Annotated in this window: 19 protein-coding genes; 14 read left to right on the top strand and 5 right to left on the bottom strand. The window is 42.9% G+C overall.

Annotated features, from left to right (window positions below; all coding sequences use genetic code 11):
• Positions 1-96 precede the first annotated feature (96 nt).
• A complete protein-coding gene (recG, locus tag STRCR_RS04040; RefSeq protein WP_004228591.1) occupies positions 97-2,112 on the top strand; it encodes an ATP-dependent DNA helicase RecG in 2,016 nt (671 codons plus the stop codon).
• Positions 2,113-2,166: 54 nt separating this feature from the next.
• On the opposite strand, the gene STRCR_RS04045 is transcribed toward recG, so the two are convergent.
• Positions 2,167-2,529 carry a carboxymuconolactone decarboxylase family protein gene (locus STRCR_RS04045; RefSeq protein ID WP_004230040.1) on the bottom strand — a complete coding sequence of 121 codons (363 nt, stop codon included), beginning with the start codon at positions 2,527-2,529 and terminating at the stop codon, positions 2,167-2,169.
• An 86-nt stretch (positions 2,530-2,615) separates the two neighbouring features.
• On the opposite strand from STRCR_RS04045, the gene STRCR_RS04050 reads away from it, so the two are divergent.
• The gene (locus tag STRCR_RS04050) at positions 2,616-2,963 is read left to right on the top strand and encodes a MerR family transcriptional regulator (RefSeq protein WP_004229184.1); all 348 of its coding nucleotides are present in this window, start codon (positions 2,616-2,618) and stop codon (positions 2,961-2,963) included.
• A 571-nt stretch (positions 2,964-3,534) separates the two neighbouring features.
• On the opposite strand, the gene STRCR_RS04055 is transcribed toward STRCR_RS04050, so the two are convergent.
• Entirely contained in the window at positions 3,535-4,500 is a 966-nt protein-coding gene (locus STRCR_RS04055; RefSeq protein ID WP_004227312.1) for an asparaginase, read from the bottom strand.
• A gap of 70 nt (positions 4,501-4,570) precedes the next feature.
• Here STRCR_RS04055 and STRCR_RS04060 point away from each other — a divergent pair, with 70 nt between their 5' ends.
• A complete protein-coding gene (locus STRCR_RS04060) occupies positions 4,571-5,977 on the top strand; it encodes a Cof-type HAD-IIB family hydrolase (protein WP_004226257.1) in 1,407 nt (468 codons plus the stop codon).
• Between the two features lie 97 nt (positions 5,978-6,074).
• On the opposite strand, the gene STRCR_RS04065 is transcribed toward STRCR_RS04060, so the two are convergent.
• Positions 6,075-6,524: a universal stress protein gene (locus STRCR_RS04065; RefSeq protein WP_172459641.1), complete on the bottom strand. Its 450-nt coding sequence runs from the start codon at positions 6,522-6,524 to the stop codon at positions 6,075-6,077.
• 191 nt (positions 6,525-6,715) lie between these two features.
• Between STRCR_RS04065 and STRCR_RS04070 the strand changes: the two genes are divergently transcribed.
• The 3 genes from STRCR_RS04070 to STRCR_RS04080 all read left to right on the top strand — a co-directional run bounded on the left by STRCR_RS04070 (position 6,716) and on the right by STRCR_RS04080 (position 9,646).
• Complete coding sequence (locus STRCR_RS04070; protein WP_004228433.1) at positions 6,716-7,930, top strand: pyridoxal phosphate-dependent aminotransferase; 1,215 nt, start codon at positions 6,716-6,718, stop codon at positions 7,928-7,930.
• A gap of 301 nt (positions 7,931-8,231) precedes the next feature.
• Complete coding sequence (gene codY / locus STRCR_RS04075) at positions 8,232-9,017, top strand: GTP-sensing pleiotropic transcriptional regulator CodY (protein ID WP_004226020.1); 786 nt, start codon at positions 8,232-8,234, stop codon at positions 9,015-9,017.
• Between the two features lie 77 nt (positions 9,018-9,094).
• Positions 9,095-9,646 carry a cysteine hydrolase family protein gene (locus STRCR_RS04080; protein WP_004225258.1) on the top strand — a complete coding sequence of 184 codons (552 nt, stop codon included), beginning with the start codon at positions 9,095-9,097 and terminating at the stop codon, positions 9,644-9,646.
• Positions 9,647-10,364: 718 nt separating this feature from the next.
• On the opposite strand, the gene STRCR_RS04090 is transcribed toward STRCR_RS04080, so the two are convergent.
• Positions 10,365-10,913 (bottom strand): TetR/AcrR family transcriptional regulator, encoded by a 549-nt coding sequence (locus STRCR_RS04090; RefSeq protein ID WP_004227089.1) that lies wholly within the window; start codon positions 10,911-10,913, stop codon positions 10,365-10,367.
• A 119-nt stretch (positions 10,914-11,032) separates the two neighbouring features.
• Here STRCR_RS04090 and STRCR_RS04095 point away from each other — a divergent pair, with 119 nt between their 5' ends.
• Both STRCR_RS04095 and STRCR_RS04100 read left to right on the top strand, forming a co-directional pair.
• Positions 11,033-11,734: an ABC transporter ATP-binding protein gene (locus STRCR_RS04095; protein ID WP_004228619.1), complete on the top strand. Its 702-nt coding sequence runs from the start codon at positions 11,033-11,035 to the stop codon at positions 11,732-11,734.
• Between the two features lie 12 nt (positions 11,735-11,746).
• Positions 11,747-14,380, top strand: coding sequence for an ABC transporter permease (locus STRCR_RS04100; protein ID WP_004229589.1), 2,634 nt, complete (start codon positions 11,747-11,749; stop codon positions 14,378-14,380).
• A gap of 95 nt (positions 14,381-14,475) precedes the next feature.
• Here STRCR_RS04100 and STRCR_RS04105 read toward each other — a convergent pair whose 3' ends face one another.
• On the bottom strand, positions 14,476-15,258 hold the full coding sequence (locus STRCR_RS04105) for a TraX family protein (protein ID WP_004229632.1): 783 nt from the start codon (positions 15,256-15,258) through the stop codon (positions 14,476-14,478).
• A 131-nt stretch (positions 15,259-15,389) separates the two neighbouring features.
• Between STRCR_RS04105 and gatC the strand changes: the two genes are divergently transcribed.
• The 6 genes from gatC (at position 15,390) to STRCR_RS04135 (ending at position 21,647) form a co-directional block, all read left to right on the top strand.
• Positions 15,390-15,692 (top strand): Asp-tRNA(Asn)/Glu-tRNA(Gln) amidotransferase subunit GatC, encoded by a 303-nt coding sequence (gene gatC / locus STRCR_RS04110; protein WP_004225847.1) that lies wholly within the window; start codon positions 15,390-15,392, stop codon positions 15,690-15,692.
• A complete protein-coding gene (gene gatA, locus STRCR_RS04115) occupies positions 15,692-17,161 on the top strand; it encodes an Asp-tRNA(Asn)/Glu-tRNA(Gln) amidotransferase subunit GatA (RefSeq protein ID WP_004226564.1) in 1,470 nt (489 codons plus the stop codon). Before gatC ends, gatA begins: the two co-directional genes overlap by 1 nt.
• On the top strand, positions 17,158-18,600 hold the full coding sequence (gene gatB / locus STRCR_RS04120) for an Asp-tRNA(Asn)/Glu-tRNA(Gln) amidotransferase subunit GatB (protein WP_004228003.1): 1,443 nt from the start codon (positions 17,158-17,160) through the stop codon (positions 18,598-18,600). The genes gatA and gatB overlap by 4 nt, the downstream gene beginning before the upstream one ends.
• Before the next feature lie 181 nt (positions 18,601-18,781).
• Positions 18,782-19,603, top strand: a complete 822-nt coding sequence (locus STRCR_RS04125; RefSeq protein ID WP_004227315.1) for an oxidoreductase — start codon at positions 18,782-18,784, stop codon at positions 19,601-19,603.
• A 12-nt stretch (positions 19,604-19,615) separates the two neighbouring features.
• Positions 19,616-20,593: a helix-turn-helix transcriptional regulator gene (locus STRCR_RS04130; protein ID WP_004225743.1), complete on the top strand. Its 978-nt coding sequence runs from the start codon at positions 19,616-19,618 to the stop codon at positions 20,591-20,593.
• 181 nt (positions 20,594-20,774) lie between these two features.
• On the top strand, positions 20,775-21,647 hold the full coding sequence (locus STRCR_RS04135) for a DUF3114 domain-containing protein (protein WP_004230083.1): 873 nt from the start codon (positions 20,775-20,777) through the stop codon (positions 21,645-21,647).
• The last annotated feature ends 33 nt before the right edge of the window (positions 21,648-21,680 follow it).

Below are 21,680 nucleotides of genomic sequence, written 5' to 3' on the forward strand. Positions count from 1 at the left end.
TTATAAAAGTTTGATAATTTAACTTTTATAATAATAGGGAAAATAGCTATAGCAGCTGATTATCCTCCCAGTCGGACGGTATGTTATAATAAACTCATGTTATGTGACCAACCAATTGCGGTACTCAAGGGATTTGGGCCCAAGTCCGCTGAAAAATTTACTAAATTAGGCCTTTATACAGTGGAAAATCTCCTACTTTACTATCCTTTTCGCTATGAGGATTTTAAGGCTAGGTCTGTCGCCGAACTGATCGATGGGGAAAAGGCTGTTGTTACAGGAACTGTTGTGACACCTGCCAATGTTCAATATTATGGTTTTAAGCGCAATCGTCTATCCTTTAAGCTCAAGCAGGGTGATGCTGTGATTGCAGTCAGTTTTTTCAACCAACCTTATTTAGCCGATAAAATTGAGCTGGGGCAAGAAGTTGCTATTTTTGGCAAGTGGGATACTCGCAAATCAGCTGTGACAGGTATGAAGGTCCTAGCTCAGGTCCAAGATGATATGCAGCCAGTCTACCATGTAGCCCAAGGAATTTCGCAAAATGCCTTAGTCAAGGCCATCAAGGCAGCCTTTGATAGCGGAGCTTTGGAAGAACTTGAAGAGAATCTGCCTCAGGAACTGCTAGCAAGGTACCGACTTTTAGATCGTCAGACAGCAACTAGGGCTATGCATTTTCCAAAAGACCTAGCTGAATACAAGCAGGCCTTGCGACGAATTAAATTTGAAGAACTCTTTTATTTTCAGCTCAATTTGCAGGTTCTTAAATCGCAAAACAGGGCGGCAAGCAACGGACTAGCTATCCCTTACGACGAGCAGGCCCTCAAAAAAGAGATTGACCAGCTTCCCTTTAGTTTGACTCAGGCCCAGAAGCGGAGTTTGGAAGAAATTTTAGCGGACATGAAATCAGGTGCTCACATGAATCGGCTTTTGCAAGGTGATGTGGGCTCTGGCAAGACAGTCATCGCCAGTCTGGCTATGTATGCAGCCTATACAGCAGGCTTTCAATCAGCCCTGATGGTACCGACAGAAATCTTGGCCCAACAGCATTTTGAGAGCCTGATTAAGCTCTTTCCTGATCTTAACATTGCTCTCTTGACTGCTGGCATGAAATCAGCGGTTAAAAAGGCAGCTCTGACTGGGATTGCAGACGGTTCGGTGGATATGATTGTTGGAACTCATTCCTTAATCCAAGACGGGGTTTCCTACCACAAGTTGGGGTTGGTCATTACTGATGAGCAGCACCGTTTTGGTGTTAATCAGCGCCGAATTTTCCGTGAAAAGGGGAATAATCCTGATGTTCTCATGATGACAGCAACTCCTATCCCTAGAACTTTGGCCATTACGGCTTTTGGCGAAATGGATGTCTCTGTTATTGACCAGATGCCGGCTGGGCGCAAGCCCATTATTACCCGCTGGGTTAAACATGAGCAATTAGAAACAGTCCTGACTTGGTTGCAGGGAGAAGTAGGCAAAGGAGCTCAAGCCTATGTTATTTCCCCCTTGATTGAAGAATCCGAGAGTCTGGATTTGAAAAATGCTCTTGATTTGCATCAAGAGCTGGTTGATTTCTTCGGGGCCCAAACCCAGATAGCCCTTATGCACGGTCGCATGAAAAATGATGAAAAAGATCAGATTATGCAGGACTTCAATGATGGAAAGCTGCAAGTTTTGGTTTCAACGACTGTGATCGAAGTCGGAGTCAATGTTCCCAATGCCACAGTCATGATTATTATGGATGCTGACCGCTTTGGTCTCAGCCAACTTCATCAACTGCGAGGCCGAGTCGGTCGGGGTGATAAGCAGTCCTACTGTGTTCTGGTAGCCAATCCTAAAAATGAGGTTGGTAAACGGCGGATGCAAGCCATGTGTGAGACTACTGATGGTTTTGTTCTGGCTGAGGAAGATCTGAAAATGCGGGGGTCTGGTGAAATCTTTGGTACCCGTCAGTCGGGAATTCCGGAGTTTCAAGTGGCAGATATTGTCGAAGACTATAATATCTTAGAGGAAGCCAGAAAAGTTGCCAGTCAAATTGTTACTCAGAAGGATTGGCAGGCTGATCCCCGTTGGTCTATGCTCTCAGCCAATTTAAAAGAACAAGGAAATTTTGATTAGAAAACAATAAAAAATTCAGAAAAGAAATTTTTCCTTTCTGAATGGTTAAGTGGTTTAGGCTAAAACGTCCTTGATGACCTTAGCAGCATTTAAAACTCTAGCAATACCACAATAGTTGATGTCTTGAATCAAAATCTCAACGATTTCTTCTTTGGTCACACCAGCAGATAAGGCAGCATAAGTGTGCATCCGTAGCTGTTCTTCACAGCCTCCCATAGCCAGCAAGGTAGATATGGCTATAAGTTCCCGTGTTCTTAGGGGTAATCCTTCTCTTTTGTAAACATCCCCAAACATTTCAATGACCATTCTAGAAAGGTCAGGCGAAATTTGGTCTAAATTTTCTTTGGTGGCCTGTCCTAACTCCCCGTCAATTTCAGCGAATTTTTCTAAACCAATGTCAAAGCGCGATTGTGTCATAAGATTTCTCTTTTCATTTTTTATTTCACAAATTCATGTGATATACTGATTGTAAAACTTAAAGGGAGGTTTAAGTCAAGGGAAAAATGAAAATTAGTGAATTTGCTAAAAAAACGGGGATTAAAGAAAGTACATTAAGGTATTATGAAAAGCAGGGTTTCCTGCAGGTTCAACGTCATAATGGTATTCGAGAGTTTTCGGATAAGGATTTAGAATTTGCTGAGTTTATTAAACGCTTAAAGGCCATGGGAATGCCTTTATCACAAATCAAACGCTATGCCGATTTGCGATATCAGGGCGAGGAAACTGTTAAAGAGCGTTTTGACATTTTACAAGAACACCAACTTTTTCTGGAATCTAAGATAGCCGATTATCAATTGTTTATGGAAAAATTGAAGGATAAAATGGCTATTTATCGAGATATGATGAAATGAAGAGAGTGGGATAAACAGCCATGATGGCTTCGCTCTCACCCACAAAACATTGTAATCTTTGAAGATTACGTATAAGAAGTCAATTTTTACATAAAGCAATTGACTTCGTCGTCTCATTTACGCACTCCGCACAGTTGATTAGGATGACCGCTAACAATTGCGGAGTAATTAAACAGTCCAGTGGACTGTTTAAGGGGATGCCTAAAAATGGGACTGCACTCCAAGATAAGGACCTCCAATCAGCAGTGGTTCACTGGTGCTGACTAAAGTACTTAATAAACTGTGCAGGGGTAAGACTTCTTGGTATAGCCAACAGGTCTTACTTTCAACCACTGCGTTAAACTGTTATTACTGCAAAAAAATAGAAGGCTGGAATACTTTTTTCCAGCCTTCTATTTTGAAATAGCTCTCTTAACGTAGTGGGGATTCGTGATGGTAGACTAGATGCTTTAAGCATTAATCAGTATCAGCGAGAATACAGTAGTATACAGTAGTATACCTATAGGTTAAACAGTCTGGCGAATTAAGTTGGTCACCGAGTGCGGCTACTGGTCTTGTTCTTCCTCCATTGTTATCCCTCAATATATTCTTTTAATGCTTTTCCTTTTAACCCAGCACTGAGAGCGATAAGAAGCTTGAGTCTTGCCTTTTGACTGTTGAGTTCCTTGACAAACATAACTCCGGCTTCTTGTAGTTTGACACCGCCACCGGGATAAGCATAGACAGGTTCGGCAATGCCATTGAAGCAACGAGAGACAAGCACAACTGGTACGTTTTGACTCATTAGCCATTCCAACTCACTCGCTGCTTCGGGTGGTAGGTTTCCAGCACCTAAGGCCTCGATAACTACCCCATCAATTTTCTGCGGATCTAAAAGACTGATAATCCCCTCGCCCACTCCCATGCCAGCATAAGCCTTGATGATGGGCACCGTTCCGGTGATGGTATCTAAGTCAAAACGGACCCTAGGTTCTGCCGTTTTAAAAAAGAGAATGTCATGTTTCATAATAATGCCAAGGGGACCGTGGGTTGGGGTATTAAAGGTAGCCACATTGGTGGTGTGGGTCTTGGTCACATACTTGGCTGCATGAATTTCATCGTTCATGACTACCAGAACTCCCTTGTCTGTCGCCTTATCGTGACTGGCTACTCGAATGGCTGACAGGTAATTATAGACGCCATCACTTCCCAGTTCATTGGAGGACCGCATGGCTCCTGTCAAAACAATGGGAATCTCTGGGATTGCCATGGTATCCAAAAAATAGGCTGTTTCTTCTAAAGTGTCAGTCCCATGGGTGATGACCACTCCATCAAACTGATCGGCGCATTCCCTAATCTTATGGTAAAGGGCCAGCATGTGGTAAGGAGTCATGTGGGGGCTGGGAATATTAAGAAAATCAAGAACGGTTAACTCAATGTTGGACAAGTCTAGCCCAATATGGTTCATAGGGTTATCCTTGCTGGAGTTAACTTGACCAGCATCGTCTGCCTGCATGGAAATAGTACCGCCAGTATGGAGAACAAGGATTTTTTTCATCGTACTTTTTTCTTTCTGAAATTGTGTTATAATTTATTCTATCATAAAAGACTGGAAAGGAGCCGGCGTTTTGGCAATTAAGGCAGTATTTTTTGACATTGATGGCACGCTTGTGAACGACCGTAAAAACGTTTCGCGGACGACCCAGCAAGCTATTGCAGAGCTGAAAAATCAAGGCATCTTTGTCGGCCTAGCTACTGGTCGCGGTCCGGCTTTCGTCGCCCCTTTCATGGAAAATCTGGGGTTGGATTTTGCGGTCACCTATAACGGTCAGTACATCGTCAGTCGCGATCGGGTTATCTACCAGAATCAATTACCCAAATCAACTGTTTACCGCTTAATAAAATATGCTCAAGAACGCCGAAGAGAGGTTTCTCTAGGGACATCGGTCGGCCTCTTAGGTTCTAATATCATCAATATGGGAACTTCCCGCTTTGGTCAAGTGGCCAGTCGGCTGGTTCCCAAACGTCTGGCCAAGTTTGTTGAGCGGTCCTTTAAAAACATTATTCGTCGTGTCAAACCTCAGAACTTAGAGGCCCTAAAAACTATTATGCGAGAGCCTGTCTATCAGGTCGTCATGGTGGCAACTGAAGGCGAGACCAGTAAGATTCAGGAAAAATTTCCTCATATTAAAATCACTCGTTCCAGTCCTTACTCAGCTGACTTGATTTCAGAAGGTCAGTCCAAAATTAAGGGAATTGAACGCTTGGGTCAGATTTTTGATTTCGAGCTATCTGAAGTCATGACCTTTGGCGATTCGGAAAATGATATTGAGATGCTGCTGGGTTCTGGTATTGGTATTGCCATGGGGAATGGGACTGAGGCGCTCAAGCAGACGGCTCACTATATCACTGACTCCAACAATCAAAATGGTATTGCCAAGGCTCTGTCCCATTATGGTCTCATCCATCTGGGAAGTGAAAATGACTTTCTGTCAGCTGATGATAATTTCAATAAGGTGCGTGATTTTCACCGGCTTATGGATGGGGCAACTAACAATACTCCTCGAGTTTATGGTCTTGAAGAAGCAAGCCATCGGGCTGACTTTAAATTGGAGGAAATTGTTGAATTCATTTATGCAACCTGTCAGACCTCAGATGACTTTGAGCAGGCCCTAGCTAACTTGCATACTGCTTTAGATAAGGCAGCGACCAAGGTGCAAGCCAAGAAGCATCCAGAAAGTCCGCTGGTTGGGCAAGTTGATGCTTTGATTGATTTGCTCTATCTAACCTATGGCTCCTTCGTCCTGATGGGCGTTGATCCTAGTGGTGTTTTTGATATTGTTCATGCGGCTAATATGGGGAAGACCTTCCCGGACGGCAAAGCCCATTTTGACCCAGTGACTCACAAAATTTTAAAACCAGATGATTGGGAAAAGCGTTTTGCTCCAGAACCTGCCATTAAGCGAGAAGTTGATCGCCAGCTGCATAAAGCTCTGCGGCGAAAAGCCAGCGAGACTAGCAGTCTAAATGATTAGCTTTACTTTCCTAACTGAAAATAGCCGAAGCTATCAGAAAAATCCTTGCTCAACAGGCGAGGATTTTTCATCATTTTTACAAAAGTCACTAGCTGATTTACAAAGTTTTTTGTTCATCACGAACAACTAAAATATCCACCTTTGCATGACGCATGATATACTCAGAAGAAGAACCAATTAAAAGACGTTCAAAATTATTAAGACCGGTCGCTCCTAAAAGAATCAAGTCAGTCTTTTCACGTTTAGGAATATCAATGGCTAAAAGACGTTTAGGGTTGCCGAATTCGATTACTTTACGGACTTCTTTGACGCCGGCTTCCTTGGCAGTTTTTTCGTAGCCGCCTAAAAGAGCATCAGCTTCTTTTTCAAGGTTTTCGTAGGTGAAGGTATCAACGGCAGCGATGTTCTGGATAGCCCGAGTATCAATAACATGGGCTAAGACAAGTTCGGCATCATTGCGCTTAGCAACAGCAATCCCTTTTTTAAAAGCCAATTCGGCCTGGTCAGAACCATCGACAGCAACGAGGATATGTTTATAAGCTTGAATCATAGGATTGTTCCCCCTATTCTTGTTTTCGTAAGTTTATTATACCTCTTTTTCAAACTTTATGAAAGCGATTGCTAGAATTTTCGGAAATTTCTTCCAATCCTCTCAGCTATCTTTTTTAGCGAAAGCTCTTAAAATTGTTTCCAATTTTTTATTAATTCAGCTATAATAAAGCGACAGAGGTTACAAGTATGAAGCAATTTAATAAGTCATCCAAACTCGAACATGTGGCTTACGACATTCGTGGGCCGGTCCTTGATGAAGCTAATCGTATGTTGGCTAATGGTGAGAAAATTCTCCGCCTCAACACAGGGAATCCTGCAGCTTTTGGATTCACAGCTCCTGACGAAGTTATCCGAGACTTGATTTTAAATGTCAGAGAGAGTGAGGGGTACTCAGATTCTAAAGGAATTTTTTCTGCCCGCAAGGCTATTATGCAGTATTGTCAGACCAAGGGCTTCCCACCAGTTGATATTGATGATATTTATATCGGTAACGGGGTTTCTGAGCTGATCTCTATGTCCCTGCAAGCTCTGCTAAATGATGGGGATGAGGTTTTGGTTCCTATGCCCGACTATCCTCTTTGGACGGCTTGTGTCAGTCTAGCGGGAGGTAAGGCTGTCCACTATCTCTGTGATGAGCAGGCTGAATGGTATCCGGATCTCGATGATATCAAGTCCAAAATTAGCTCAAATACCAAGGCGATCGTGGTCATTAATCCCAATAATCCAACAGGTGCCCTTTATCCTAAGGATATTTTGGAAGACATTGTTGAGCTTGCTCGGCAGAATGATTTGATTATCTTTGCGGATGAGATCTATGATCGTTTGGTAATGGATGGGGCACAGCATATAGCCATCGCCAGTCTGGCTCCTGATGTTTTCTGTGTGTCTATGAATGGCCTCTCCAAGTCCCATCGTATCTGTGGTTTTCGGGTTGGATGGATGGTTTTGTCCGGACCTAAGGAGTCTGTCAAGGGGTATATTGAAGGACTTAATATGCTGTCTAACATGCGACTCTGCTCCAATGTTTTGGCTCAGCATGTTGTTCAGACTTCCTTGGGCGGCTACCAATCTGGTGATGAATTGTTAGTCCCAGGCGGTCGAATTTATGAGCAGAGAGAGTTTATCACTAAGGCTATCAATGATATTCCTGGCTTAACAGCCGTCAAACCTAAGGCTGGCCTCTACATCTTTCCTAAGATTGACCCGAATATGTATAGGGTCGATGATGATGAAGAATTTGTTTTGCGCTTGCTTAAGCAAGAGAAGGTCATGCTAGTTCCTGGTAAAGGGTTCAATTGGAACAAGCCTGATCACTTCCGCATTGTTTATCTGCCCCGAGTATCTGAACTGGCAGAGGTTCAAGAAAAGATCACTCGGGTCTTGGCTCAGTATAAACGTTAAAGTTATAAAGTCTATTATTGGAGAAACTTCCCTAGAATTGGGAGGTTTCTTTTTTCTGGCGTTTGCCAAGCATTGCAAAGATTTTCTTCGTAAAAAAGTGATAGCAGCTTGATTTTGAGCAAGATACCAGCGGGGCTATTGTGTAAAAAGGGAAAAAGATCCATTAAAATCCGAACGTTTTGATTAAAATTGTAAATTATTGACTATAATTTTGGAACTATAAGAAATTTTCTGATAATTGATTGCGATTTCAAAAAGACTCTGATATAATGAGGTGAAATCATAAAGAGGGAAAAGAGAAATGCCTAGCTTATTAGAAAAAACAAGAAAAATCACATCCATCTTGCAACGCTCGGTTGACAGTTTGCAAGAGGATTTACCTTACAATATTATGGCCTTGCAGTTGGCTGATATTATTGATTGTAATGTCTGTATCGTTGATGGTGGGGGAACGCTTCTTGGCTATGCCATGAATTATAAAACCAACACCGACCGTGTTGAGGAGATTTTTGACGCTCAGCAGTTCCCTGATGACTATATGCGGGGGATTAGTCGGGTTTACGATACCGAAGCCAATATCCCTGTCTCCAGCGAGTTAACCATCTTTCCAGTAGAGTCCCGAGATATCTATCCGAGAGGTCTGACCACTTTAGCACCGATCTATGGTGGTGGCATGCGGCTGGGATCTTTAATTATCTGGCGCAATGATGATGAATTTACCGATGATGACTTGATTTTGGTTGAAATTGCAGCGACCGTTGTTGGGATTCAATTGCTCAATCTGCAAACAGAAAATTTGGAAGAAACCATCCGCAAGCAAACAGCTGTTAATATGGCTATCAATACCCTGTCTTATTCGGAAATGAAAGCTGTAGCTGCCATTCTTAATGAATTAGGCGGTCTTGAAGGGCGCTTGACTGCTTCTGTGATTGCTGATCGGATTGGAATTACCCGTTCGGTTATCGTCAATGCTTTGCGAAAGTTGGAAAGTGCCGGTATTATCGAAAGTCGTTCTTTGGGAATGAAGGGAACCTACCTTAAGGTTATTAACGAAGGTATCTTTGATAAGATTAAAGATTTTGAGTAGTAGAAAAAATCCTGTCTCTATGGCAGGATTTTTTAGTATAATGAAGAAAATATCTATGTCCAAAATGGAGGATAAAAATGACTAAAGCGCTGATTTCGATTGATTATACCTATGATTTTGTGGCGGATGATGGCAAACTGACAGCAGGTCAGCCTGCTCAGGCCATTGAAACAGCCATTGCTGCTAAAACCCAGACAGCCTATGAAGCTGGTGATTATATTTTCTTTGCCATTGATGGCCATGATGAAGGAGATACTTTTCATCCCGAAACCAAACTCTTTCCCCCCCACAATATCAAGGGGACCAGCGGACGCAACCTCTATGGTCAGCTGGCTGATGTTTATGAAGCTATCAAGGATGACAGTCGGGTTTTCTGGCTGGATAAGCGCCACTATTCAGCCTTTGCGGGAACGGATTTGGATATTCGGCTGCGGGAAAGGCGGGTGACAACTTTAGTCTTAACTGGTGTTCTCACCGATATCTGCGTCCTTCATACAGCTATTGATGCTTATAATCTGGGTTATGATATTGAGATTCCTGCTTCCTGCGTGGCAAGCCTGACTCAAGAAAATCATCAATTTGCCCTTGATCATTTCAAGAATGTCTTAGGGGCGACTGTTACAGAATGAAAATCGAATCGCTATTTAAGCGATGACTAGGGGCGCAATTTTCAGTAAGCTTTACCTACTGAGTGTCATAATTTCAAACTTTGGGTAATACTCCCCCTTCTTTAAGTAGACACAAAAATAACCAACTGGCTCTCAGACGGAAAAATTTCCTGATGTCCAGTTGGTCGCTTGAGTATGTGTCTGACTTAACTTAATGATATACGCAATCTTTAGAGATTCCCATACTTTATGGGTGAAGACAAAGCCATTATAGTTGTTTGTCCAAGCCTCTCTTTTTAGATGAAACTGTCTTCTTGAATCTTATAAAAGGAGTGGCGGGAAAAGATAAGGAGGGCTGCAAGGAATATCAGCCAGATAGTTATTAAGATAGGGTTAATCGCTGAGGCAGGGAATGAGACTAGGGGACTTTTGAGCAGAATAGTGAATACTATGAGAAAGAGCAATAGGAGTAGTAAGGAAAGTTTGTTGCTTACCCTTATCACAGATTCTCTATCTTCTCGAATATTTATAGTCAGTACTGGACTGGTAAATCCTAAGATATCTTTGACATAGACAGTGTGTTCGCCAGCCGATACAGAGCATTCCCTTGGCTTAATGATTGTCAGCCGGCCAAGATTTTTATTGTCAAGTATGAGAAAGAGTGGGCTTCGGTCGTTGAAAAGACTGATGTTTCGATGGATAGATAGCCTTGCCATAATGTTACCTCCATTATTTATGATTATTTTTGATAAAATCCTCGGACAACTAGAATCATATCTGCAATGTCTTGGGGGGCTTCTTGAGCACCCGTTAGCATCCAATGAGCATAAATACTCTCAATGCTGGCAACATAAGTTGTCAGCCTATAATCTTTGGGCAGGGGTAGATCTGGGTTGACCACATCATAAAAGAGGGCAGGGTCGCTTTCAACCAGCTCAGTGATAAACTGGCGTGTTTTCTGAGAAAAATTTACTGGTGCTATGTCAATGATGAGTTTAATAAATTCTTGCTGGCTTTGCAGGTAATTGAGGCTGTGAATGAGTTTTTCTTCTATACTGGCAGGATCATCATGCAATTCTTTTCGGAGGTGGTCAGTTATCTCATGCATAAGCTTTTCAATCAAGTCATATTTATCTTGATAATGAAGGTAAAAAGTGCTGCGGTTGATGTGGGCTTTCTCAGTGATTTGACGGATAGTAATATCTCCAAATGCTTTCTTTTCTAGCAGCAGCTCGGTAATAGCTGCTTTTATTTTGGCCTTACTTTGTGTGTGACGTTTTTGAGTCATAGGATATCCTCTCTTTAAATAGACAAAGGTCTATATAATGCTGCTTGTTTTTCACTTTAGTCTATTATATACTAAAGGAAAGATTAAAGCAACAACTGTCTAAATAAGGAGGTGGTTAGATGAGTTATGTTGAAATGAAACATTCTTATAAGCGTTATCAGATGGGAGAAAGAGAAGTCGTCGCCAATAACGATATCAGTTTTGAGATTAATAAAGGAGAGTTGGTTATTGTCTTAGGAGCTTCTGGCGCTGGTAAATCAACGATTCTTAATATTCTTGGCGGCATGGATACGAATGATGGAGGAGAAGTTTGGATTGATGGTAACAATATCGCAACTTACAGTCCAAAAGAGTTAACGACTTATCGCCGAAATGATGTTGGGTTTATCTTTCAATTTTATAACTTGGTTCCCAATCTGACTGCTAAAGAAAATGTAGAACTTGCTTCAGAGATAGTATCTGATGCCAAAGATGCTGCCGCAACCCTAGAGGGAGTTGGACTTGGAAGTCGATTAGATCATTTTCCTGCCCAGCTGTCTGGTGGCGAGCAACAGCGGGTATCTATTGCCCGTGCCTTGGCTAAAAATCCTAAGTTACTTCTATGTGACGAACCTACAGGAGCTCTGGACTATCAAACAGGTAAGCAGATCCTAAAACTCTTGCAGAATATGTCTCGTCAAAGAGGGGCCACTGTTATCATTGTCACGCATAACTCGTCCTTGGCGCCGATTGCTGACAGAGTGATCTATCTGCATGATGCCAAGGTTAGTAAGATTACCTGCAATGATCAGCCTTTAGATATTGATAGTCTTGAGTATTAAAGGGGTGATTTTATGAGAAAAAAGGTTTACTGGGAAACGATCTGGAAGGCCTTGTTGGGATCAAAAGGCCGCTTTCTTTCTATTATGCTTTTGATGTTTTTAGGATCGTTTACCTTTATCGGCTTGAAAGCAACAAGACCCAATATGCAAGGGCGAGCTGATGAGTATCTGCAGGTCCATCAAACAGCAGATTTATTTGTAACAGCCAGTCATGGTTTTAGTCAGGCTGATCAGGAAGAGTTAGAGCATGTTGATGGTGCTAAGGTAGAGTTTGGGAAAGTAACAGATGTGACGATTGAGGATACCGACAATGCTGTGAGGGTGTTTTCCAATAGTCAGACCATCTCGACTTACCAGTTAGAATCAGGCAATTTACCCAAGAAACAGAATGAGATTGCTCTGGCTGCTCCTTTGAAAAAGAAATATCAACTGGGTGATAAATTATCCTTTCAGCTTTCTGAGAAGTCTAATTTGGTAGAAAAAGATTTCAAAATAGTCGGTTTCATCAAGTCATCTGAAATTTGGTCTAACTTAAATTTAGGATCGTCGACAGCAGGAGATGGTAATCTGACAAGTTATGGTGTTGTGAATTCCTCAGCCTTTGCGAATAGCACCAATACTTTGGCTAGAATTCGCTATGACCGACTGAAAAAGCTTAATCCTTTTTCCGATGGTTACACTAAAAAAGTGAATAGTTATCAAGACGCGTTAGATACAGTGTTAGAGGATAATGGCCAAAAGCGTCTGGCAGACTTGAAAAAGGCACCGCAGAAAAAAGTTGACCAAAGTAAAATAGCCTTGGCTGACGCAAAAAAGAAGCTGCAAGAAAGTACAGCTGCTCTAGCATCAGCACCTCCTTATCAGCAAGAGTTGGCTCAGCAGTCTATTAGTCAAGCGCGCCAATCAATCGCTCAAAAGGAGCAGCAGATTCAAAAAGCTCAGGCTCAAATTGATGCTATGCCAAAACCAATCTATAATACTTATACACGTTCGACCATGCTGGGCGGAGAAGGTTATACGGTCTATTCTGCCAATGCAGACAGTATGGGCAATCTCGGCAATATTTTTCCTATTGTACTCTATGGTGTTGCTGCCTTGGTTACCTTTACGACGATGACTCGATTTGTTGATGAGGAAAGAAACAAATCGGGTCTACTGATAGCTCTGGGTTATACGAAACAAGATGTTATCCGGATATTTCTTATTTATGGTTTTGTAGCTAGTATGCTAGGCAGCCTCTTAGGCATTATCGGAGGACATTATTTGCTTTCGCGTATTGTTCTGCAGATTTTTTCAGGGAATATGGTCTTGGGCAGTCCCCATTTATCCTTTTACTGGTCTTATACCTTAATCGCTGTTTTGTTAGGATTGGCGAGTGCTGTTTTACCGGCTTATCTTATTGCCAGTAAGGAGCTGGGTGAAAAACCGGCTCAGTTGCTGCTGCCTAAGCCGCCTGTGAGAGGGTCGAAGATCTTCTTAGAGCGGATAGGGTTTATGTGGCGGCGTTTGAGTTTTACTCATAAAGTGACCGTCCGTAATATTTTTCGCTATAAGCAGCGGATGCTGATGACGATTTTGGGGGTGGCTGGTTCAGTTGCACTTCTTTTTGCAGGCTTAGGAATCCAATCCTCTTTGGGAAAGGTGATTAGGGAACAGTTTACGCAGTTGACCCCTTATCATCTGGTAGCTATGAAAAAGGAAGGTGTCAAAGATAATGATAGCTTAACGGACTTTTTAAGGTCAAAGGACGTTGCGCGTTATCAGAGTATTTATTACACTAACTTGACTGAAGAGGTGCCTCAGTTAAAAGACAGGCAGAGTATTGCTGTTATGGCAACGGATGGCGACAACTTTGACGACTTTGTTCGCTTAAAGGATGCCCATACTAATCTGGACTTAAAACTGCCTAAGCACGGTGTCGTTATCTCTGAAAAATTAGCCCGCTTTTATAAGGTTGATGAGGGTAAGAGTTTTTATCTTAAGGACAGTGATGGTAAGAAGCGCCGTATCAAGGTTGCTGCCGTTGCCAAGATGAATGTTGGCCACTATTTATTTATGACTCGGTCAGTCTATCAAGATATTTTTGGTCAGAAGCCCGATGATAATGCTTATTTTATCAACCTAAAGGATGATTCTTCTTCTCATATTAAGGATATATCAACGAAATTACTGGCTATGAACGAGGTTGCATCGGTGACTCAAAATACATCTCGGATGAAGATGATTAAAACAATTGTTACCTCTTTGAATGCAGCCATGATTGTTCTGGTTGTCAATACAGTTCTTTTGGCCCTTGTTATTCTTTATAACTTGACTAATGTCAATATTGTTGAACGTATTAGAGAGTTATCCACGGTAAAGGTTCTTGGTTTTTACGATAGTGAGGTTACCTTGTATATTTACCGTGAAACGATTGTTCTTTCAATGGTAGGAAATGTTTTGGGACTCTTAGCTGGTCATTATTTGCATCAAGTAATCATGGAGATGATTGGTTCTGATAATGTATTATTTGGGACAAATGTTGATATTCAGGTTTATGTGATCCCAATTGTTTTTATCTGTCTTATTCTTGTAGGATTAGGGGTATTTGTTCACTATCGACTCAAATATCTTGATATGCTGGAAGCTTTACAGGCAGCAGAGTGATAAATTTCCATCAGAAGTGTTGGTGATATCATCCTCTCTGCAGGTTAAAAGAGGTTGGGAACGTTCCCAACCTCTTTATGATGTGCAAGATCCATTTACAAGAAGAAAGCTAGTATATTCAAGATCCAAAGATGGGCAGGGTAAAAGATATAAAAGAACCATCTATGGATAGGCTTAGTGCTGCCTTTTTGCCCATTATAGAAAAATAGGAAGGGAAGGAAGAGGAAGCTCATAGCATCGCTGTTGTAACAAAACATCTCAAACCAGACACCCAGACTTGGGTAATGACTGATATTAAGGTCTGGTCCCATTATGATAAAGAGCAAGACGCTCCATAATCCAAAGACGAGCAGCTGCCTTTTAGGATTACCATAAAATCTCCAGAAAATCAGCATGAGAAAGAGAATTGGGATACCGCCTTCCAGTGTCAGACTGAGGTGCTGGCCAAGAGGCAGACCGATAAGCGATAGGAAAAGTCCCATGATGAAAATCACTGTTCCCAAGATAAAATTAAGGCTGCGCTGATTGGTGGAGTCTTTAGCTTTTTGCCAAAAATAGATCATGCTGTAACCTAAAGCGAGGGTTAAAAAGATATTATCTACGATCTGGTGCTTAGATCCTAGGAGTAGCAAAGATAGGAAGTCACCTAGCTGCATGAGAATGGCAGCCGTCCACAATCGAAGCAAATGTTTTTGTCGATTTCTGGTATGAAAGAAGCCTTCCAGTGTTAAATAAGCAAAGACAGGAGCAACAAATCGTGTCATGAGATGCAGCCAGCTTGGCAAGCCGGGGAAGGCAAAAAATGCAGAATCCATTACCATAAAAGTCAGGGCGATGTATTTGAGCTGATTAGTATTCCATCCTTTTAATGTTTTCATGGCATCTTCCTCCTTGATATCAGTGTACCAAAATAATGAAGCCCTGCCCTTACAATTTTGAAAGAATGTTTTTATCTTTAAAAGTGTGATATAATTTTGAAGACTATGTAATGCTTATAGGAGAAAAATGGATGAAAATTTCGGAAGAAGAAGTGCGCCATGTAGCGACCTTGTCAAAGTTGTCCTTCTCAGATGAAGAAACAGCTGAATTTGCGACTACCTTGACCAAAATTGTCGACATGGTTGAGCTGTTGAATGAAGTTGATACGACTGGTGTGCCTATTACAACAACCATGGCTGACCGCAAGACAGTTATTCGCCCTGATGTGGCTGAAGAAGGAACTGATCGCGATCAGCTCTTTAAAAATGTACCGGAGTCGAAAGATTATTATATCAAGGTACCGGCGATCTTAGATGACGGAGGAGATGCTTAATGTCTTTTAATAATAAAACAATTGAAGAATTGCACGATCTCCTGGTCAAAAAGGAAATTTCTGCGACTGAGCTGACTGAGGCGACACTTGGGGATATCAAGGCGCGTGAGACGGCTGTTGGTTCTTTTATCACGGTAGCGGAAGAGGCGGCTTTGGAGCAGGCTCAGACTATAGATGAAGAAGGAATTGATGCGGATAATGCCCTGTCAGGAATTCCTTTAGCGGTTAAGGATAATATTTCGACTAAGGGGATTTTGACAACTGCTGCATCGAAAATTCTCTACAATTATGAACCCATCTTTGATGCGACAGCTGTTCAAAATGCCTATGGAAAAGGTATGATCGTCGTTGGTAAGACCAACATGGACGAGTTTGCCATGGGCGGCTCAACCGAAACTTCCTACTTCAAGAAGACTAAAAATGCTTGGGATCAAAGCAAGGTCCCCGGTGGTTCATCAGGTGGTTCAGCGACAGCAGTAGCTTCTGGTCAGGTTCGTCTGTCACTGGGATCTGATACGGGTGGTTCCATCCGTCAACCGGCAGCTTTTAATGGTGTTGTCGGTCTTAAGCCAACTTATGGTACGGTGTCCCGTTTTGGCCTGATTGCTTTTGGCAGCTCGCTGGATCAGATTGGTCCATTTTCGCAGACTGTTAAAGAAAATGCCCAACTGCTAAATGCTATTGCCAGCGAGGACAAGAAGGATTCCACCTCTGCTCCTGTTCGGATTGCTGATTATACCAGTAAGATTGGGCAAGACATCAAAGGGATGAAAATTGCCCTGCCTAAGGAATACTTGGGCGAAGGCATTGATCCACAAATTAAAGAAAATATTCTAGCAGCGGCTAAGCAGTTTGAAAACTTGGGAGCCATTGTTGAAGAAGTTAGTCTGCCCCATTCCAAGTATGGTGTGGCGGTTTATTACATCATTGCTTCTTCAGAAGCTTCCTCCAACCTGCAACGCTTCGATGGGATTCGCTATGGTTTCCGAGCAGAAGGTGCCGAATCTCTAGAGGATATCTATGTCAAGACTCGCAGCCAAGGCTTTGGTGATGAAGTTAAACGCCGTATCATGCTGGGGACCTTCAGTCTGTCGTCTGGTTACTACGATGCTTATTTCAAGAAGGCTGGTCAGGTACGCAGTCTGATTATCCAAGATTTTGAGAAGGTCTTTGCCAATTATGACCTTATCCTCGGCCCTACAGCACCGCAGGTAGCTTTCGGTTTGGATACGCTCAATCACGACCCTGTTGCCATGTATCTGGCTGACCTTCTGACCATTCCAGTCAATCTAGCTGGGCTACCAGGAATTTCGATTCCATCAGGGTTTGTGGATGGTCTGCCAGTTGGCTTGCAGCTGATTGGTCCTAAATATGGTGAGGAAACTATCTATCAAGCGGCCTCCGCTTTTGAAGCAGTAACTGACTACCATAAGCAGCAGCCAGCAATTTTTGGAGGTGAGAATAAATGAACTTTGAAACCATTATTGGGCTGGAAGTCCATGTGGAATTAAATACCAATTCAAAAATCTTCTCACCATCATCGGCTCATTTTGGTGAGAATCCCAATGCCAATACTAATATCATCGATTGGTCTTTCCCCGGTGTTTTGCCGGTTATGAATAAGGGTGTTATTGATGCGGGAATAAAAGCTGCTTTGGCGCTCAACATGGATATCCACCAGACCATGCACTTTGACCGCAAGAACTATTTCTATCCTGATAATCCAAAAGCCTATCAAATTTCGCAATTTGATGAGCCAATTGGCTATAATGGCTGGCTGGAAGCGCAGCTGGATGATGGTTCGACAAAGAAAATTCGTATTGAACGGGCGCACTTGGAAGAAGATGCTGGTAAGAATACTCACGCTGACGATGGTTATTCCTACGTTGACCTCAACCGTCAGGGTGTGCCTCTGATTGAGATTGTTTCTGAGGCTGATATGCGCTCTCCTGAAGAGGCTTATGCTTATTTGACGGCTTTAAAGGAAATTATCCAGTATACCGGTATTTCTGATGTCAAGATGGAAGAAGGCTCCATGCGGGTTGATGCCAATATTTCCCTGCGTCCTTACGGTCAAGAAGAATTTGGTACCAAGACAGAGCTAAAAAATCTCAACTCCTTCAGTAATGTCCGCAAGGGATTGGAATATGAGGTTGAGCGTCAGGCCAAAATCCTGCGTTCTGGTGGTGTGATTCGCCAGGAAACCCGCCGTTATGATGAAGCTGGAAAACAAACAATTCTTATGCGGGTTAAAGAAGGTTCGGCCGATTACCGTTACTTCCCAGAACCGGATCTGCCAATCTTTGAGATTTCTGATGATTGGATTGAGGACATGCGGGGCAGCCTGCCTGAATTTGCCAAAGACCGCCGAGCCCGCTATGTGAATGAATTGGGTCTGACGGACTATGATGCTAGTCAATTGACAGCGACCAAGGCGACCTCAGACTTCTTTGAAAAAGCTGTTGGCCTAGGCGGCGACGCCAAGCAGGTCTCCAATTGGCTCCAAGGTGAAGTGGCCCAATTCCTCAATAGCGAAGCTAAGACCATTGAGCACATTAATCTGACACCAGAAAATCTGGTAGAAATGCTGGGCTTGATTGAAGATAGCACTATTTCTTCCAAGATTGCCAAGAAGGTCTTTGTCCACCTGGCTAAAAATGGTGGTGGAGCCCGTGACTATGTGGAAAAGGCTGGTCTGGTACAGATTTCTGACCCTGAGATCCTGATTCCCATTATCCATCAGGTCTTTGCGGATAATGAAGCAGCGGTTGCTGACTTTAAGTCTGGTAAACGTAACGCCGACAAGGCCTTCACCGGTTTCCTCATGAAGGCTACCAAGGGACAGGCTAACCCGCAAGTCGCCCTCAAACTCTTGGCTCAAGAACTGGCTAAGTTGAAGGAAGAGTAGGGGAAATAATAGAAAATAAATAGGGATCCAGTTAAGTAGAACTGGGTCCTTTTTATGCGCAAAAGACTTTCTTATTTTTTTAAATGGCGTAAAATGGTAAGAGCTTGGCGGAAATTGTTATGGGATTGTGTCGGTCTATCTTTTAAAATAGAACCATCATTAAAAGAAAAGAGAGAGAAATATGTCTAAAGCAAAAAAAGTTATTTTAATTACGGGAGCTTCATCAGGAATGGGGAAAATAACGGCTCAGGATTTAATCAAGGCGGGTCATACCGTCTACTGTGTCGCTCGTAGCCTTGATAAGATGAAGGACTTGGCCCAACTAGGCGGTCATGTTCTGAAAATGGATGTCACCAGCGAAGGGGACATTGAAGAGGTTGTCAAGAGGATTATTGACGAGCAAGGGCGGATTGACGTCCTTTGGAACAATGCAGGCTATGGTCTCTGTGGTCCAGTTGAGGAGATGCCCATGGAAAGAGTGCAGATGCAGTTCGAGGTCAATGTCTATGGTGTGGCCCGTTTGACCCAAAAGGTCCTACCCTTCATGCGTCAACAAAGAGATGGCCTCATTATTAATACCTCATCTATGGGTGGGAAAATCTATTCACCACTAGGAGCATGGTACCATGCCACTAAACATGCCATTGAAGGTTACAGCGATTGTCTCCGTTTGGAATTGAAGGTCTTTAACATAAAGGTTGTTCTGCTTGAACCAGGAATCATTAACACGGACTTCTATCAAGGAGTACGTGACAATTTCTCTTTTGAATCGCAAAATGGCCCCCACAAGGAAGTGGCCAATGCCTATATCAAGTCTATGGATAATCCGCCAGTAGCAGGTTCTAATCCAGCTGTCATTTCTAAAATTGTTCAAAAGATTATCAATGCCCGTAAACCCAAACCACGCTATCTAGTTGGACAAGGAGCACACCTCTTAGTCGGTATCCGCCGTATCCTAGGAGATCGTATCTATGACCGTATGATGTTAAGTCAAATGAAATAAGGAAGTTTTTCAATGAAACTAGCAGTTACTCGAGGGCTAGAAGATTATCTGAAAACTCTAGGACTGGATTTTTCCAGCCTACTTCATAAAGCCACTATTCCCAATAAATTAAGAAACGAAGAAATTGAGTTGACCAGTTTAGAATACTTTCGTTTGCTGGACGAGCTCGACCGAGTGCTTGACGAAAAGGAAATTCGAGCCCTTAGCCAGATTGCCAATCTCCAGCTTTTAGTTCCCGCCTTTTTTGCAGCCTTATCGGCTAAAAATGGCCTAGAAGCCTTGGAGCGGTTTGCTCATTTTAAAAAGTTGGTTGGTCCCATTGAGGTGGAATTGATGGTGACGGAGCTATCAGTCTCTGTCCATTTTAGCTATGCTCTCAGGCAGTTCGACCTGCCGAAGCTTGCGGTACTTAATGAACAATTGCTCCTCTTAAATCTCCTAAAGACCGGAACAGGACAATCCATTCAACCCATTTTGCTTGAAAGCCCCTTTGATTATGAGGAGGAGACCCTAGCTGAATTTGGCCAACTAGTCCAAAAATCGACCTATAATCAGCTAGTCTTTGCTAGGGTTGATTTGGACCAACCTTTTATTACCCAAAATAATATCATGTGGCACTATCTAGAGCCAGAGCTCAACAAGCATTTGGCTAGCCTAGAGGGTGAGAAGTCTTTTGCCACTTATGTACAAGAGGAGCTCCTCTCCGCCATTCCGGCAGGCAACTTTCTTGTGGAAGATATCGCCCAACGTTTGGGTCTTAGCAGTCGGACTCTACAACGGAATTTAAAAGCGGAAAACACTTCGTTTAAGGAGCAGGTTCAGGCAGTCCAGAAGGCTATGGCAGTTTCGTATTTGCAATTGAACTTATCCACCGAAGAAATCGCAGATTTACTGGGTTATACCGAGGTTGCTGCCTTTAGTCGGGCTTTTAAAAAATGGCTGGGGATGACGGTGACTGACTATCGAAAAAGGCTACTGGTGAGTGAATGAACTGGACTAGACTAGGAGGAGAGTCAGACTTTTTGTTTTGTTGCTAAAATTAGCTATAATAGGAAAGTCAAGATAGACGGGGCTTCAAAATCTTATGGCACCAAAAGGGGGAATCCTGATTTTCCAGTTTTTTCGTCTTTTTCAAGAGTTTAATAGCTATGTCCAAAAGAAAGGAGGAGCCATGCTCATTGGTTCAAAGGAATTTTTGCAGGAATGGCGGATCATAAAAAAGGAGCAGACGCCGCGAGCTGCTCTGGAATTTTTATTGGCTAGCTTGGCCATGCCAGAGGATCTCTCCGGTCAGTTGGAGGAAAATCAGGCCTTGGTCGCTAAATTTTCGCCTGATTTGGCTCCTCATGACCGTTTTTGGGCTGACCTAACTAAACAGGTTCGATTAGCCATGAAGGGGCGAGATTTTCAGGAGAAGACCAGCTTTAACCGCCAGCTCCACCAGCTCCGCTATGTCATTTCCAGTCAGCAGGCCCAGTATGTCCGTCAATATTACCGAAAACATGGCATGAGTGACCAGGATGCCCTGATTGCCTACCTGCGGGCCAATCATCTCAGGCCCAGCCTCTGGGACCATGCCAGATTGCACAATAAACGCCAGATCAATGCAGGTGATTTTCACTTTCCTGACCAGCAAGAATCCTATAATATCAAGGTTCTCCTCCAGTTTCGGACGGAATTTATCATCGATAGTCAAGGGAATTTTCTCAATGAAGTTGATGCCGAAAAGGTGACAGCCAATGGTATCATCAATGGGGCCAGTTTCAATTACGGCAACAATAACAAGAGTCATTTTCGTCTGGATGTTTATCCTGTCAGCCCTCATGACCCAGCCTTTCGTAATCAAGCTACCAAGGGCTACCGCTCTCCCAATCGGACGGGCAGGATTCGCTTGGGCAGGTTCTGGCAAGAGAGGCAAACAGCTGATTTCGAGAAGAGTTTTTACAATAAAAAAGGGGGCTATGCCAAGGAAGGTCAGGCCCTCATCAGCTTGGTCAAGCAACGGAAAAAAGTCTTCAAAAGGGCTTTGCGTGATAGGAAGTAGTCAAGATCTAAGACTAGGCCTTTTTGCTTTGAT

It is taken from the genome of Streptococcus criceti HS-6, assembly GCF_000187975.2.
Lineage (GTDB): Bacteria > Bacillota > Bacilli > Lactobacillales > Streptococcaceae > Streptococcus > Streptococcus criceti.